Origin of the sequence: Pseudomonas sp. 20P_3.2_Bac5, assembly GCF_025466035.1 — a bacterium.
In the GTDB taxonomy this organism is placed as follows: domain Bacteria; phylum Pseudomonadota; class Gammaproteobacteria; order Pseudomonadales; family Pseudomonadaceae; genus Aquipseudomonas.
This window is the reverse complement of the sequence record NZ_JANLOA010000042.1, coordinates 61,696-76,955: the sequence shown is the minus strand read 5'-3', so window position 1 is coordinate 76,955 and position 15,260 is coordinate 61,696. Positions and strand designations below refer to the sequence as shown.

Here is a 15,260-nt window from a genome sequence, read left to right as displayed (position 1 = left end):
CCATGAATATCGTCAAATCCGCCAAACGGCGCGCGCCGCTCAAAACCCTGCTGGCCGCTGCCTTGAGCGCCTGGCTGCTACCCGGCGCAAGCCAGGCCGCGAGCCAGTGCGCCGTCTCCGAGTGGCCGCTGTGGCACAGCTTCACCCAGCACTTCATCCAGCCAGACGGCCGGGTGCTGGATGCCAGCACGCCGCAGTTGCACAGCTCTTCGGAGGGCCAGTCCTACGGCATGTTCTTCGCCCTGGTGGCCAACGATCGCGCCGCCTTCGACAAGCTCTGGGCCTGGGCCAAGAACAACCTTGCCGGCAGCGACATCGGCAACAACCTGCCCGGCTGGTGGTGGGGCAAGGATGAAAAGGGCCAGTGGCGCCTGCTGGACACCAACTCGGCCTCCGACGCCGATTTGTGGTTCGCCTACGCCCTGACCGAAGCCGCGCGGCTGTGGCAGGACGACAGCTACAGCAAGGAAGCCGCGCTGCTGCTGAACAACATCAAGACCAAGGAAGTGGCCGACCTGCCAGGCCTCGGCAAGATCATGCTGCCCGGCCCGCAAGGCTTCGCCAAACCCGACCACTTCTGGCACCTCAACCCCAGCTATCTGCCGGTGCCAGTGCTGCGCCGCATGGCCGGGGTCGATCCGCAAGGTCCGTGGAACGACATCGCCCGCAGCACCGCCACGTTGATGAAAGGCGCCGGGCAGCACGGCTTCGTCGCCGACTGGGTTGGCTACCGCGGCACCGGGCCGGGCAACGGCCTGTTCGTCATCGACCCGGTCAAGGGCGAAGTTGGCAGCTACGACGCCATACGCGTCTACCTGTGGGCGGGCCTGACCCCCAACAGCGACCCCCTGTTCAAACCGATGCTCGACAGCCTCGGCGGCATGGCCCAGACCGTCGCGACCCAAGGCACGCCGCCGGAAAAAGTCCAGGTCAAAAGCAACACCACCAGCGGCGACGGGCCCTTCGGTTTCTCCGCCGCCCTGCTGCCCTACTTCAAGGCCCGCCAGCAACCCTGGCTGGAGCAACAGCAGCGCGCGCGCGTCGATACGCTGCTGGCCAAGAGCCTGACCCCGGAAGCGGTCCAGGCCCGACAACCCCCTTATTACGACGTGGTGCTCAGCCTGTTCGCCCTCGGCTACATGGACCAGCACTACCGCTTCCTCGCCGACGGGAAGCTGCAACCTCTCTGGGAGACTTCATGCGCTCGCGCCGCCAAACCATAGCCGTCGGCCTGCTCGCCGCCCTGATCCACAACAGTGGCCACGCCGAACTCAACGAGAACGGCAAGGCGCTGCTCGAACAGGGTCAGTACTGGCAAGCGCGCAAGGACCGGGCCCGGGCGTCCGAAGCCTGGCGCAAGCTGCTGCTGATCGATCCGCAACAGGCCGATGCCATCTACAACCTCGGCCTGCTGGAACTGGACGGCAATCGCCCGGACGGCGCCAAGCGCTACCTGGAGCAATTGAAAAAAGCCCATCCCGGCGAGCGCCAGGCGCTGCTGCTGGAACAGGAAATCAAGCTGCACGGCGACGACAACGCCGAGCGCCTGAACCAGGCGCGGGTACAGGTCGAGTCCGGTGAAGGCGACAAGGCCGTGGCGGGTTACCGCGAGCTGTTCGACGGCAGTGCTCCGCAGGGCGAACTGGCCCTGGAGTTCTACGGCACCCTCGGTTATACCGCCAACGGCTGGCAAGAAGCGCGTCAGGGTCTGGAACGCCTGCAACGCCAGGACCCCGACAATGGCCGGATCAAGCTGACCCTGGCCAAGCTGTTGCTGAGCAACGAAAGCACACGCGCCGAGGGCATTCGCCGACTGGCGTCGTACCGCAACGACCCGGCCATCGGCAGCCAGGCCGTGGAAGCCTGGCGCCAGGGCCTGTCCTGGCTCGGCGGCGGCAAGGCCGACATCGCGCTGTACGAGGATTACCTGAAGGCCTACCCGGACGACGAGGAAATCCGTGAACAGATGCGCACCGGCCTGCGCCAGGCGCAATCGACCTATCAGCAGAATCCCCATCTGCAGCGCGGTTTCAAGGCGCTGCAGGACGAAGACCTGAACGCTGCCGAACAGTCTTTCCAGGCGCGCCTGCGTGAAGCCCCGCAAGATGCCGACGCCCTCGGCGGCCTCGGTCTGGTGCGCCAGCGCCAGGGCCGGCTGAACGACGCCGACGCCCTGCTGCGCCAGGCCATCAAGCAAGGCAACGCCAGCCGCTGGCAGAGTGCGCTGGTCGCCAACCGCTACTGGGTCTGGCTGGACGAAGCGGCCGAAGCCCGCGAGGCCGGCAATCCCCAAAAGGCTCGCGAGCTGCTGCAAAGGGCCATCGCCGCCAACCCGCGAGAAGTCCAGGGCCACCTCAGCCTGGCCGACCTGCAGGCATCCCAGGGCCAGTTCGAAAGCGCCGAAACCACCTACCGTCATGCCCTGAGCCTGGACGCCAGCCAGCCCGACGCCCTCGCTGGCCTGGTCAGCGTACTCGCGCAAAACGGCAAGCTCAGTGAAGCCCAGCGCCTGATCGATAACCTCAGCGATGCCCAGCGTCAGCGCCTCGGCGACCTGCGCAAGCTGCGGGCCGCCATCGCCGTCGGCCAGGCCAAGGACGCCGAGCGCCGCGGTGACTTGGAAGGCGCGCGCAAGTCCCTGGAAGACGCGGTGCGCAACGACCCGCAAAACCCGTGGACCCGCTCCGACCTGGCGAACATCTACCTGAAGACCGACGCGCCGAACAAAGCGCGGCAGATCATGGACGAGCTGGTCCAGGCCAATCCCAACAAGGCCGAAGCGCTATACGCTGGCGCGCTGTTCGCCAGCCGTCAGGAGCAATGGTCGAAGGCCCGGCAATTGCTCGACCGCATTCCCGTCGGCCAACGCACTGCGCCCATGGCCAGCCTCGCCGAAGAAATCGACCTGCGCCTGCTCGCCAGCCAGGCCCAGGCCCTCGCCAAACAGGGCAAGCGCTCCCAGGCGCTGGGCTTGTTGCAGCGGGCGGAAAGCGGCCTTCGCGCCAGCCCCGATTTGTACGCCGCACTGGCCTCGGCCTACATCGACATCGGCTACACCGACCGTGCGGTAACCCTGCTGCGCAACGCCATCGCCCAGAGCAGCCAGCCGACCCCGGGCCTGCGCATCGCCTACGGCGGCGCCCTGCTCAAGGCCGGCAAGGACGTGGAGGTCAGCGACATCCTGCGGGAAGTCCGCGGCGTGCCGCTGAGCCGCGCCGAACAACGCAGCTACGACGACCTGCTGTTCCAGTACACCGTGCGCCAGGCCGACCTGCTGCGGGAAAAAGGCGACCTGGTCGCCGCCTACGACACCCTCGCCCCGGCCCTGGCCCAGCGCCCGGACGACGCCCAGGCCGTCTCGTCGCTGGCGCGCATGTACCTCGACAACCGCAACCCACAGAAAGCCGTCGACCTGTATCGGCCACTGCTGGCCGCGCAGCCGGACAACGCCGATGTGCAGATGGGCGCCGCCCTGGCCTTCCAGCAAAACGGCCAGACCGCCCAGGCCGAAAAGGCCATCGAGCGCGGCCTGCAACTGGCCCCGGAAAACCCGCAAGTGCTGAGCACCGCCGCCGCGTGGTATCGCAGCCGGGGCAAGCTGGCCAAGGCTCAGGAGCTGTATGCCCAGGCACTGGCCCTGCAAGGGCCGAAGGATGAGCTGATCGACAACCCGTTCGGCCAGGCCATCGCCGCCAACCCCTTCGTCGGCCAGCCCGGCCAGCGCAAGGCGTCGCGCCTGGAAGACATGGCCTTCAACGAGATTCCCGAGCCGGCGCAGGTCCAGGCCAGGGCGCGCAAGGCCGCAAGTGTCGCCGCCGCGCCAGAGGACCGCGAGCCGTTCGACGAACCCGTGCTGGTCGCCAGCCGCGAGGTCGAACCCGGCCAGCGCCGCCGCGCGCTGCCGGTGGACGAGCCCGAGCGCGCGGTGGTCAACCCCGACCCGCGTGCCGCGATCGAAACCGAACTGGACAGCATCCGCGAGGCGCGCAGCCCGCAGATCAAGCAGGGCTTCACCGTGCGGACCAACAACGGTGAGTCGGGACTGAGCAAGATCACCGATATCGAAAACCCGCTGGAAATCAGTTTCCCGGTGGGTGATGACCGTATGGCCGTGCGCGTGACGCCGGTGTCGTTGAATGCGGGCGGGCTGGACGAGAATGACTCGGGCTACAGCCGCTTCGGCGGGTTCACCGCGGCCCAGGTCGAATCCATCCTCGCGCTGCCAACCCTCGATGACCAACTGACCGCGCTCGACAGCTTTGGCGACAGCGTTGGCTCACAAAAAGACACCGGCGTCGGCCTGGCCGTGGCCTATGAAATGCCGTCGCTGGGGATCAAGACCGATATCGGCACAAGCCCGATGGGCTTCCGGGAAACCAATGTGGTCGGTGGTATCAGCCTGGACCGGGCGTTCGCCGAGAACAGCAACTTCCGCTACAACCTCAACCTGTCACGGCGCTCGGTGACCGACAGCCTGGTGTCGTTCGCCGGCGCACGGGACGCGCGTACCGGCGTGGAATGGGGTGGCGTCACCGCCAACGGCCTGCGGGCCCAGGCCAGTTATGACAACCAGCGCTTCGGTGCCTATACCTACGCTGGCTGGCACAAGCTGACGGGTAACAACGTCGAGAACAACGAGCGCGTCGAACTGGGCAGCGGCATCTACTGGTACCTGCTCAACAACCAGGACTGGCGACTGACCGGCGGGCTCAGCCTGTCCGGCTCCACCTACGACAACAACCAGAGCTTCTTCACCTACGGCCACGGCGGTTACTTCAGCCCGCAGACCTTCTTCTCCATTGGCCTGCCGGTCAGTTGGGCACAACGCGGGCCGAACTGGAGCTATCAGATCCAGAGTTCGGTCGGCCTGCAGCACATCGAGCAGGAAAGCGCGCCGTACTTCCGTAAAGGTGGCGGCCAGGCCTACCTGGAAGCGGCCGCGGACATCGCCGACGCCCTGGGCACCACGATCAACACCCGCTACGAATCGCAGAACAAGACCGGCATCGGCTACTCGCTGGGCGCCAGCGGCGAATACCGCCTGGGCGACGGGTTCTTCTTCGGCGGCACCTTCGGCGTGGACAACGCCCGCGACTATCGACAATTCACCGGTGGCCTCTACCTGCGCTACCTGTTCGAGGACGGCGGCGGCGCCATGCCGCTGCCCGTCAACCCTTACCGTTCGCCTTATTCGAACTGAGCCAAAAAAGGAGTTAATGAAATGGCTGCTTCTCTTCTCGCTGGTCTGACGATCCTGATGATCGGCGACAGCCACCTGGCAACGCCGGACTATCTGATCAAAAGCCTGCACGACAACCTCGTGCAACAGGGCGCGCAAGTGCACTCGCTGGGCGTCTGCGGCTCCAAGGCCGGGGACTGGACCAAAGTCACGCCGGGCGAATGCGGCGGCGCCGAGCGGCGCAACAAAGACAAGGCCGTGGTCCTCGGCAACAAGGCCACTACCCAGCCGATCAGCCAACTGATTGCCGCCGACAAGCCGGACCTGATCGTGGTGGTCATGGGCGACACCATGGCCGACTACACCAAGCCGGCCTTCCCGAAGACCTGGATCTGGCAACAGACCACCAGCCTGACCAAGGAAATCAAGAACGCCGGCACCAAATGCGTCTGGGTCGGACCGAACTGGGGCAGCGAAGGCGGCAAGTACGGCAAGACCTACGCCCGCGTCGAACTGACCTCGAAGTTCCTCGCCAGCAACGTCGCCCCGTGCGATTACATCGACTCGCTGAAGTTCTCCAAGCAAGGCCAGTGGGCCACCATCGACGGCCAGCACTTGACCAGCATGGGCTACATCAGCTGGAGCAAGGCCATCACCGACGCACTGCTGGCCAGCCCGGCGGTCAAGGACGTGAAGAAATGAGCCGCTTGACCGCACTGCTCGCCGCCCTGCCGCTGGCCCTCGCGGCCGGCGTCGCCAGCGCCGACGTCGCGCTGTACCCGACCGGGCCGAGCGAAGATTCGGCGTTTCTGCGCTTCGTCAACGTCGCCCCGGGCGTGCTGAAAATGGAAGCCAGCGGCTCCAAGGCCAGCCTCAACCTGGACGACAGCCAGAAAGTCTCGGCCTACCTGCCGGTGCCGGCCAACAAGGCGATCAAGGGCACCCTCAGCAACGGTGCCGCCAGCGCCGCGCTGGACCTGCAGGTCGCGCCGGGCGAATTCGCCACGGTGTTCGCCTTCAACGACGGCGGCAAGATCAGCCAGCGCGTGGTGCGCGAGCAACCGGACGACTTCAACGCGTTGAAAGCCTCGCTGGCCTTCATCAGCCTCGACCCCGCGTGCCAGGCCCCCGGCCTGCGCCCGGCCGGTCGCAACGCCGACCTGTTCAAGGACGCCGCCGATGGCAGCGTGCAGCGCCGCTCGATCAACCCGGTGAAGCTCTCGGTGCAACTGGTCTGCGCCAACGCCAACGTCGGCAACCCGCTGGACCTGGGCGAGTTGAAGGCCGGCGAGCGCTACAGCGTGATGCTGCTGCCGGGCGCCGAAGGCCCGCGCCTGCTGAACACCACCGACACGTTGTCCAACTGACAGGACGTCCGCTGCGCCATGGTTTTCGCCTCACTTGAGTTCCTCACCCTGTTCCTGCCGCTGTTCATGCTGGTCTATGCGCTCAGCCCGGCGCGCGGGCGCAACCTCGTGCTGCTGCTGGGAAGCTGGTTCTTCTATGGCTGGCTGAGCCCGCTGTTCCTGCTGCTGCATGTGGTGCTGACGGTGATCGCCTGGGCCGGCGGCCTGGCGGTGGACCGCAGCCGCGAGGACTCACTGGGGCGCCTGCGGCTGCTGGCGGCGCTGATCGTGTTCAACACCCTGGTGTTGTGCTGGTACAAGTACGCCAACATCCTCGCCGCGACCTACAACCAGTTGATCACCCACTACGGCGCGCTGCCGATGGAGTGGCAGCGCGTGGCGTTGCCGGCGGGGCTGTCGTTCATCGTGCTGCAGGCCATTTCCTATCTGGTCGATGTGCACCGTCACACCGTGCCGGTGGAACGCAGCCTGGTGAACTTCGCCACCTACATCTCGATGTTCGGCCACTCCATCGCCGGCCCGATCATTCGCTATGACTGGGTGCGCCGCGAGCTGAACCAGCGCTACTTCAACTGGCAGAATTTTTCCCTCGGCGCGCGCCGGTTCATGATCGGCATGTGCATGAAAGTGCTGGTGGCCGACACCCTGTCGCCGCTGGTGGACGTGGCCTTCCACCTGGAGAACCCGTCGTTCCTCGATGCCTGGCTGGGCTGCCTGGCCTACTCGCTGCAACTGTTCTTCGACTTCGCCGGCTACAGCGCCATGGCCATCGGCCTGGGCCTGATGCTCGGTTTCCATTTCCCGGAAAACTTCAACCGGCCGTACCTCGCCAGCAGCATTCAGGACTTCTGGCGGCGCTGGCACCTGTCGCTGTCGAGCTGGCTGCGCGACTACCTGTACATCGCCCTGGGCGGCAACCGCTTCGGCACCTGGAACACCTACCGCAACCTGTTCCTGACCATGGCCATCGCCGGCCTCTGGCACGGTGGCGATAGCTGGAACTACCTGCTCTGGGGCGCGGCCCACGGCGTGGCGCTGTGCGTCGACCGAGCCTGGAACCGCTCCAGCCTGCCGGCGATCCCGAAAGCGCTGTCGCACACCCTGACCCTGCTGTTCGTCTGCCTGGCCTGGACCCTGTTCCGCGCGCCGGACTTCGACACCGCGCTGTCCATGTACGCCGGCCAGTTCGGCCTGCACGCCTTCGCCCTGGGTGAAGCGCTGGCCGCCACGGTGCGCCCGGTGCACGCCCTGGCGGCGGCGCTCGGCGTGTTCTGCGTGGTCGCGCCGCTGTACCAGGCGCGCCTCGAACAACGTTTCGGTCACAGCGCGCTGTACGCGGTGGTGGCTGCCCTCTGGCCCGTGGCCGGTTTCCTGTTGGCGTTCTCGTTGATCGCCAGCCGTGATGCCGTGCCCTTCCTGTACTTCCAGTTCTGATGACGACCAAGACGCCTCCGCCGAGTACGGCACCGACCCCGCCGAGCGAAATCGCCCTGCGCACCAGCCCGCTGGCGGGCGTCACTCTGGCCGCGTTTCTCGCCGCCGGCCTGCTGTCCTGTGGCTGGCTGGTGGTCAGCGGCAAGCTCGAACTGCTGCCCGGCAAACCGCTGTCCAACGACGCGATGCTGGAAGGCGAGATCACCCACCGCATCGCCAAGGAACTGGCCAAGGCGCCGTTGCCGGAAAAAGCCGCGCAACTGGAACGCGGCGGCAGTTGGCTGACGCTCGGCGACACCGGCCCGCGGGTGCGTGAAGGCTGCCCACAGTGGCTGTTCATCAGCGACGAACTCAAAATCAACCGCCACCGCGATGACAACGCCCGGGCCAAGGCCGAGGCGGTGATCGCCCTGCGTGATCAGTTGAAACAGCGCGGGATCGAATTGCTGGTCAGCGTGGTGCCGGACAAGAGCCGGATCGCCGCCAGCCAGTTGTGCGGCCTGCCGCGACCGGCCAGCCTGGCGCTGCGGATTCGCGACTGGACCATCGCGCTGCAAAACGCCAGCGTCGCCGTCCTCGACCTCACCCCGGCCCTGCAACCGCTGGGCGCCGAGGCCTTCCTGCGCCTCGACACGCACTGGAGCGAAGCCGGCGCCCGCGCCGCGGCCATCGCGGTCAGCCAGAAAATTGCCGCCATGGGCATCGAAGCGACGCCCAAGCGCACCTTCGCCGTCAGCCCGCAACCCGCCGCGCCGCGCCCCGGCGACCTGGTGCGGCTGGCCGGGCTGGACTGGCTGCCGGCGCACCTGCAGCCGCAGCAAGAACAGGTGGCGGCATCCGCCATCAACGAAGGGACCCCGGACGCCGACAACGCCGGGGACAGCCTCGACGACCTGTTCGGTGACGACAACCTGCCGAACCTGGCACTGATCGGCACCTCGTTCTCGCGCAACTCCAACTTCGCCGGATTCCTGCAACAGGCGCTGTCGGCGCCGATCGGCAACTTCGCCAAGGACGGGGGTGAGTTTTCGGGTGCGGCCACGGCGTACTTCGCCAGCCCGGCGTTTGCCCAGACCCCGCCGAAGCTGCTGGTCTGGGAAATACCGGAGCGGGACTTGCAAACGGTACTGGTCGGCGCCCCAAATCTGTAGGAGCGAGCTTGCTCGCGAACAGCGCCGCTACCCCGCACACCCCGCAGCCGGCGCCGGCCCGTCCAGGTACTCGCGCGTCCACTGTGCCAACGGCAACGGCGGTTGCTGCTCGACGATCCTGTGCAGGATCAACTTCAGCGCCTCGGGATTACGGATCGAGTCGACCCCCGCTCCCGGCCACGAACCCGGCGTCTGCACCTGCCAGTTGCCTTCGCCGTCACACCCCGCCATGCGGAACCGGAAGGTGTAATTACCGGGAATGCCCATGCGCAGATCGCTGACCACCAGCGCATCGCCGACCACGTCGTAACGCAACCAGTCCCCGGTGAACCAGCGCAGCCGCTCATGCAGCGGCGAATCCTGCAACACCTTCGCCGCATCGAGGTTCAGCGGCTGGCGCTGCCACTCCGGCGGTTCGCTGTCGAACAGGCCGCTGACGCCTTCGTAGTAATGCCCGTCCGGGGTTTTCGCGATGACCCGCCACAGCAGCGTATTGAATGGCATCGGCACCGCGCGCAGTTGCGTGACTTCGATCTGCTGGGCCCGCAAGGCGGAGTGGAAACGTTGTTCGGCGATGTTCTTCGACAGCAGGCCGAAGCCCAGGTAAGCGGTGCTGAACAGCAACAGGCCGGTGAGCACCGCCCTGACACGGCCGGTCATGCCCTTTGCCACGGCGTAGATCACGCCCGCCAGCAATGGCAGGGTGTAGACCGGATCGATGATGAACACCGCGGCCCAGCTTTGCGGCGTCGGCTGGAACGGCCACAACAGTTGCGTGCCGTAGACGGTGAAGGCATCCAGCAACGGGTGGGTGACCAACACCAGCCAGTACGCGAGAAACACCCGCGGCCCGCTGTAGCCCGCGTCGGGGCGTCGCCTGCGTACCACCAGCATAGTGAGCCAGGTCAGCAACAGCGCCAGCCCGGTGAGCACGAAGAGTGAATGAGAAAAACCGCGATGGAACGTCATCTTCGACACCGGGTCGGCGTAGCGGATGGCCACGTCCAGATCCGGCAGCGTCGCGAGCATCGCGCCATACAGCAGGGAGCGGCGGCCCTGCACCTTGCCGAGCACAGTGCCCTGAAGCGCTGCGCCCAAAACGGCCTGGGTCAATGAGTCCAACGGCGTCCCCTTCCGATTGCGAAAGCGTCGATGCTAGCGCAGTGGGCTGCAGGAAAACACCATGCCGTGAACAACCCGCGATGAGGACATCCGACTAATCCATCACCACATGCGGCAAAAACCGGCTCGTATCCTTGGTGATCAAACTGTCGTCCTCGCGAATCCCGATCCCCGACGCCACATCCCCGATCACCCACGAACCCAGCAACGTATAGCTGTCGCCAAACCGCGGCAGCGGCACGAATTCCTGGAGGATGAACGGCGCATCGGTATACGGCCCGTCCTCGGCAACGAACTCACCCTCGCGGGTGCGCAATTCGATATTGGCGCCTTCGCGGGAAAAATACGGCTTGCGCACCCAGCCGGCAGGCACCGGCCGTTGCGGTTCGCGATCAACGAAGGCTGGCAGCAGATTCGGGTGTCCCTCATGGAACTCCCACAGCAAGGCGAGGATGCCCTTGTTGCTGATGATGGATTTCCACGCCGGCTCGACGAACTGGGTATCGCAGCCCGGCACCGCCTTGCCGAATGCCTCGTGGAAGATGTGCTCCCAGGCATGCAGCTTGAACAGCCGCTGAATCCACTGGCCGTCGAGGTCGACAAAGCGACCGTCGCGCAGGCCGATGTCCTCGATATCGATATGCCGCGCATCGATGCCGGCATGCGCCGCCATCTTGCGCAGGAAATCGGTGGTGCCGCGGTCTTCCACCGAGCCGGACATCGCCGAGAAGTGAAACGGCCCTTGCGTGGGAAACGCGGAGAACGCCTGCACCAGGTCTTCGGCAATAGTGTTGAACTGCGTCGCCGACGCCGGTAACACACCCGCGGCGATCTGGCTTTCCAGCCAGAGCAACTGCACCGAACCCGCTTCCAGCAGGCTGGTCGGCGTGTCGTAGTTGGCTTCGATGCACTTGGCCGGGCCGCTGCCGTCGTAGCTGAAGTCGAAACGGCCGTAAAGGTGCGGATGCCCTTCGCGCCACGAATCGCGGACCAGATCGAAGAACGCCGGCGGGATCGCCAGGCGGGTCAGCAATTCCTCGCTGTGCACCACCCGCTCCACCGCGTCCATGCACAGCTCGTGCACGGCCTTGGTCGGCGCCTCGATGTCGCGACTGATCTGCGCCTCGCTGAACAGGTAGTAGCCGCGCTCATCCCAGTAGCGTTCGCCGTCGATGGTGTGAAAGTCGAAGCCTTCGGCCTCGACGGTCCGACGCCAGTCCGGGCGCTCTTCGATACTGATCTTTTTCACCGCCGGGCTCCCTCAACCACCAAAGCTGTAGCCGGACGAGCGCTTGCCGCTCCAGCCGCTGCGGGCCGTGGCCTGCTGGCCGAAACCGCCGCGGGAGATGGTCGAGCCGACGTTGGAGTTGTAGCTGGAAGAACTGGCGGAACGGCTGTTCGAGGTGCCGAGGCTGCGGCCCAGGGTCGAGCTGCTGTAGCTGCCGCTGTCGTCGCGACGGGCCTGGGTCGAGCGGCTGAAAGTTTTGCCCTGCTCGATCTGCTTCGACAAGGTCGAGGTCTGATAGGCGCCGCGGCTATCGCGGCTCTGGTAGACCGGCTGCGACTGGTAGCGTGGCACGCTGCGGTTGCTCATCGCCTGGCCGATCAACATGCCGGCCAGCGCACCGGTGGCCGCCGCAGCGACACCGTTGCCGAGACCGCTGCCGCCCGACTGCGCGGCCTGTTGCTGGGCCTGCTGTTGCACCTGCTCCATCTGATCCTTGGGCATATCACCGCTCATGGCCAGCTCGAAACCGGCCAGTTGCGGCATGTATTTGCCGTCGGAAGTGGGCTGGCAATAGCCCTCGATGAAGTCGGCATCACAGGCAGCTTGATCGTCGTAGGTCGGCGCGACCTGGCGGTGATCGACCATCGCCTGGATATAGGCGTCGGAGCAGACGTCCGCCGGGAAGCTGGCGTCGACGCAGGCCTGGACGTTCTTGAAGTTGCTTTTCAGCGAGTAGGTGACGGTCTGCTCGGGGTCGCTGCAGCCACTGATCGCCAGGGGCAGCGCGCTGGCCAGCAGCAGTTTTGCGGAACTACGGGCTCTCATGGGCTTCTCCTTGGGGTTCAGGCTGCTGGGGTCATGCAGGCCGAGTTGAGGAAGCCGACGCTGATGGCGACGGACGCTGCGTAGATCGCCGCGGCCAGTTCACCACGGGCAATCCGCGCCGCCAGGCCCTTGAGCACCAGGCCGGTGCCGACGAAGGCCAGCAGTTGCACGACCGCAGCGATCAGCACCCAGACCACGAAGTCCACCACGCTGACGCTGTAGGAAATGATATTGCTGGCCGGCAGGGCGAAACCGATCAGCGAGCCACCCAGGGCAATCGCCGCCGCCGGGTTGTTCTCGCGGATCAGCTCGAACTCCTTGTGCGGGGTGATCCGGGTGTAGAGGAACTGGAACAGCGCGAACAGCGCCACGGCGACGACGATATAAAGAACGAATCCGAATACGGCGGTCGCGTTGAGCGACATACGGAGTGCTTCAAGCATGGTGCTTCCTTGTCAGATGACGGTGATATCGGTGAGTTGCAGCGTGACGCCGATGGCGGACGACAGGGCGACATTGCCCTCCTCGTCTTCCTCGACGGAAAACAGCAGGAATTCGCGGCGGTGGGTCAGTTCGAGGTCACGGGCGTAGAGCATGCCGCGATGACGGACCTGATAGCTGGCCTCGGGGTTGCTGACCCGTTCGAGCATTGGCACCAGCTCGGTCTGGCCGTCTTCCGAGCCCCACTGGCGCTGGTACTCGACGCCGTCCAGTTCGAAGAACGGCAGGCCGACCTTCGAATCCGGGCCGGTCAGGCGCAGCAGTTCGTCACGGCTGGCGATGGTGGTGACCTGGTGATAGCCGAACAGGATGATGTCTTCGATGTCATCGGCGCCATTGCCGTGCATCACCACCTGCAGGAAGTAATCCTCGTTGTCCAGGTAGAAGCGCTCGAGGCGCGTGCCCTGGCCGAGATCGACAGTGCCGGTGGCCCAGACCTTTTCATCCTCCGGGACGACGACGCTGGACGCGTCCGCCAGCAACAGCGCGAGTTTCGAATCCAGGCAAAGCATACGCCCGGATGCCAGGCCCAGCGGAGCCTGGGGCCCCATCGCCGGGCGGCCGTCCGCTTTCGCGGGCAGCGGAGCCTGCATCCCCAGCAGGCGTTTTATCCAACTCATTCAATGGTCCTTTATTACGTCAGTTCGTGCCGTGTGCCAGCAGTCTTTTCGAATGCATCAGCCAACTGGCGAAGATGCCGGCGAATGCCCCGGCGAGGTGCGACTCAAGCGACACCCCGCGCGCCGGCAGCAAGCCGAACACCAGCCCGCCATACACCACCAGCACCCCCAGCGCGACCAACACGCTCGCCAGGCTGCGCTGATACCAGGCGCGGGCCAGCAGATAGCTCCACAAACCGAAGATCACCCCGCTGGCGCCGACATGCACGCTGGTACGTCCCAGCGCCCAGACCAGCACGCCACCGATCACGGCGATCAACAGCGCCACCCGGATAAAGCGCGACAGCCCTTCGCTCAACACCAGCCAGCTCAGCACCATGAATGGCAGGAGATTGCTCAACAGGTGCGCAAGGGAGCCATGCAGGAACGGCGCAAACGCCACGCCCACCAGTCCGTGCAGGGTTCTCGGAACAATGCCGAACTGCACCAGGGCGTAGCCGCTCAGCCAGTTGAGCACTTGCACGACCACCAGCAACACGCCCAGGCCGAGCACGACGCGCAGCCGATTACCGAATGCCATGGGTCACCTTAGAATCCAGGCCATGAAAAAAGGGCAGGCGGATCACTCCGCATGCCCTCGCGCGCACTGTCACTCGACGGTGGCGCTACCTTGCTGCCTGGCTTTCAAGCGTGCCAGCACATCACTTGCACCGCCAGTCTTGGCGCCGATGCCGGCGTCCTGGAGACGACGCTCCAGATCATCGCCACTGGACACTTCGGCCAGTTCGCGGGCGGCGTCCAGCTTGGCGTCCTGCTCGTCCTGGCGCTGCTTGATCCGCGCCAGCGAGTTGACCGCGGTTTCCACCTTGCCGTTGGCACCGCCGGTGGCGCTGGCGGTTGCGATACGGGCTTGCTGCACGGTCTCGCGGGCCTTGGCCATTTCGGTTTGCTGGCGGATGCCCTTGAGGCGGCTTTCGGCTTCGATGATCTGCGCTTGCAGCAGGTCGACCTGACGGCCGAACTGGCTGGCCATCTCGCGCTCCTGAACCAATTGCGCCTCGACTTCCGCGACGCGGCCCGCGCATTCGGTGGCCAGGCCTTCCTGATCCGCGTTCAGCGCGGCGATGGCCTTGCCTTCCCAACTGGCGACATCGCCTTCGAGGCCGGCGATACGTTGCAGAGCCAGCTTGTGCTTGGCCTTGATCTCGATCAGGCCGTTGCGCGCCTTGACCAGCGCCGCGTCGGCGTCGCGCTGTTCCTGCTCGAGGATACGAATGGCGTTGGCGTCGATGATCGCTTCACCAACTTCCGAGGCGCCGCCACGCAGGGCGGTCACCAGTTTTTTCCACATGCTCATGGACGAACCCTTGTACTCAAACGTCAAAATGGTCTTCGAAGGCTTCAACGGCGTGAATCACGTTGTCGGCCAGGGTGGTGATTTCGTGCTCAACCACCGCCTGCGCGGACGCGGCTCTCAGCGCGCCGAACATGCAGTACACGTCGGTGCCGTCGGCGGGGGTCTCGATATTGATCGACTCTCGAAAGAGCGATGTCGCGCGTGTCAAGGGTGCGGGTTTCCCGCTACCCAAGGCTTCTCTACTGCGATGCGCGCGAATCCTGCCTGCGCAGGGGCGCGACGGTACAGGTGAATTTTTTAACAAGCAATTTCTTTGGGGGTTGGGTGGGGTTAGTGCATGTCGGAAGTTTTCCAGTGCCGGTTAGATCGAGCGCCGCCCGCGCGGCGCATCGCGACGGTTCGGCGCCCCGACAAGCTCGCTCCTACAGTGGTTTGCAACGTACCTATGTCTGTCAGGCCATGGTTGACTGCCTTGT

The 15,260-nt window shown here is 65.5% G+C and carries 14 protein-coding genes; 6 read left to right on the top strand and 8 right to left on the bottom strand.

Annotated features, from left to right (window positions below):
• The first annotated feature begins 2 nt into the window (after positions 1-2).
• From bcsZ to NTD88_RS06600, 6 genes are read left to right on the top strand one after another with little or no spacing between them, the layout of a single operon-like run.
• Positions 3-1,223, top strand: a complete 1,221-nt coding sequence (bcsZ, locus tag NTD88_RS06625; RefSeq protein WP_095153478.1) for a cellulose synthase complex periplasmic endoglucanase BcsZ — start codon at positions 3-5, stop codon at positions 1,221-1,223.
• Complete coding sequence (locus NTD88_RS06620; RefSeq protein ID WP_262156191.1) at positions 1,199-5,200, top strand: cellulose biosynthesis protein BcsC; 4,002 nt, start codon at positions 1,199-1,201, stop codon at positions 5,198-5,200. The genes bcsZ and NTD88_RS06620 overlap by 25 nt, the downstream gene beginning before the upstream one ends.
• A 21-nt stretch (positions 5,201-5,221) precedes the next feature.
• A complete protein-coding gene (locus NTD88_RS06615; RefSeq protein ID WP_262156190.1) occupies positions 5,222-5,881 on the top strand; it encodes an SGNH/GDSL hydrolase family protein in 660 nt (219 codons plus the stop codon).
• Complete coding sequence (locus tag NTD88_RS06610; protein WP_262156189.1) at positions 5,878-6,546, top strand: alginate O-acetyltransferase AlgF; 669 nt, start codon at positions 5,878-5,880, stop codon at positions 6,544-6,546. The genes NTD88_RS06615 and NTD88_RS06610 overlap by 4 nt, the downstream gene beginning before the upstream one ends.
• Before the next feature lie 18 nt (positions 6,547-6,564).
• Complete coding sequence (locus NTD88_RS06605; RefSeq protein WP_262156188.1) at positions 6,565-7,980, top strand: MBOAT family O-acyltransferase; 1,416 nt, start codon at positions 6,565-6,567, stop codon at positions 7,978-7,980.
• On the top strand, positions 7,980-9,131 hold the full coding sequence (locus tag NTD88_RS06600) for an alginate O-acetyltransferase AlgX-related protein (RefSeq protein ID WP_262156187.1): 1,152 nt from the start codon (positions 7,980-7,982) through the stop codon (positions 9,129-9,131). The genes NTD88_RS06605 and NTD88_RS06600 overlap by 1 nt, the downstream gene beginning before the upstream one ends.
• Before the next feature lie 27 nt (positions 9,132-9,158).
• On the opposite strand, the gene NTD88_RS06595 is transcribed toward NTD88_RS06600, so the two are convergent.
• The 8 genes from NTD88_RS06595 to NTD88_RS06560 all read right to left on the bottom strand — a co-directional run bounded on the left by NTD88_RS06595 (position 9,159) and on the right by NTD88_RS06560 (position 14,992).
• Positions 9,159-10,253: a metal-dependent hydrolase gene (locus NTD88_RS06595; RefSeq protein WP_262156185.1), complete on the bottom strand. Its 1,095-nt coding sequence runs from the start codon at positions 10,251-10,253 to the stop codon at positions 9,159-9,161.
• Positions 10,254-10,347: 94 nt separating this feature from the next.
• On the bottom strand, positions 10,348-11,502 hold the full coding sequence (locus NTD88_RS06590) for a glutathionylspermidine synthase family protein (RefSeq protein WP_262156184.1): 1,155 nt from the start codon (positions 11,500-11,502) through the stop codon (positions 10,348-10,350).
• Between the two features lie 12 nt (positions 11,503-11,514).
• Positions 11,515-12,306, bottom strand: a complete 792-nt coding sequence (locus NTD88_RS06585) for a DUF1190 domain-containing protein (protein WP_262156183.1) — start codon at positions 12,304-12,306, stop codon at positions 11,515-11,517.
• 17 nt (positions 12,307-12,323) lie between these two features.
• A complete protein-coding gene (locus NTD88_RS06580; RefSeq protein WP_095153487.1) occupies positions 12,324-12,749 on the bottom strand; it encodes a DUF350 domain-containing protein in 426 nt (141 codons plus the stop codon).
• 12 nt (positions 12,750-12,761) lie between these two features.
• On the bottom strand, positions 12,762-13,427 hold the full coding sequence (locus tag NTD88_RS06575; protein WP_262156181.1) for a YjfK family protein: 666 nt from the start codon (positions 13,425-13,427) through the stop codon (positions 12,762-12,764).
• Positions 13,428-13,446: 19 nt separating this feature from the next.
• Positions 13,447-14,007 carry a rhomboid family intramembrane serine protease gene (locus tag NTD88_RS06570; protein ID WP_262156180.1) on the bottom strand — a complete coding sequence of 187 codons (561 nt, stop codon included), beginning with the start codon at positions 14,005-14,007 and terminating at the stop codon, positions 13,447-13,449.
• 69 nt (positions 14,008-14,076) lie between these two features.
• Positions 14,077-14,784 carry a PspA/IM30 family protein gene (locus NTD88_RS06565; protein ID WP_095153490.1) on the bottom strand — a complete coding sequence of 236 codons (708 nt, stop codon included), beginning with the start codon at positions 14,782-14,784 and terminating at the stop codon, positions 14,077-14,079.
• 16 nt (positions 14,785-14,800) lie between these two features.
• On the bottom strand, positions 14,801-14,992 hold the full coding sequence (locus tag NTD88_RS06560) for a DUF2170 family protein (protein ID WP_410017261.1): 192 nt from the start codon (positions 14,990-14,992) through the stop codon (positions 14,801-14,803).
• Positions 14,993-15,260: the final 268 nt, after the last annotated feature.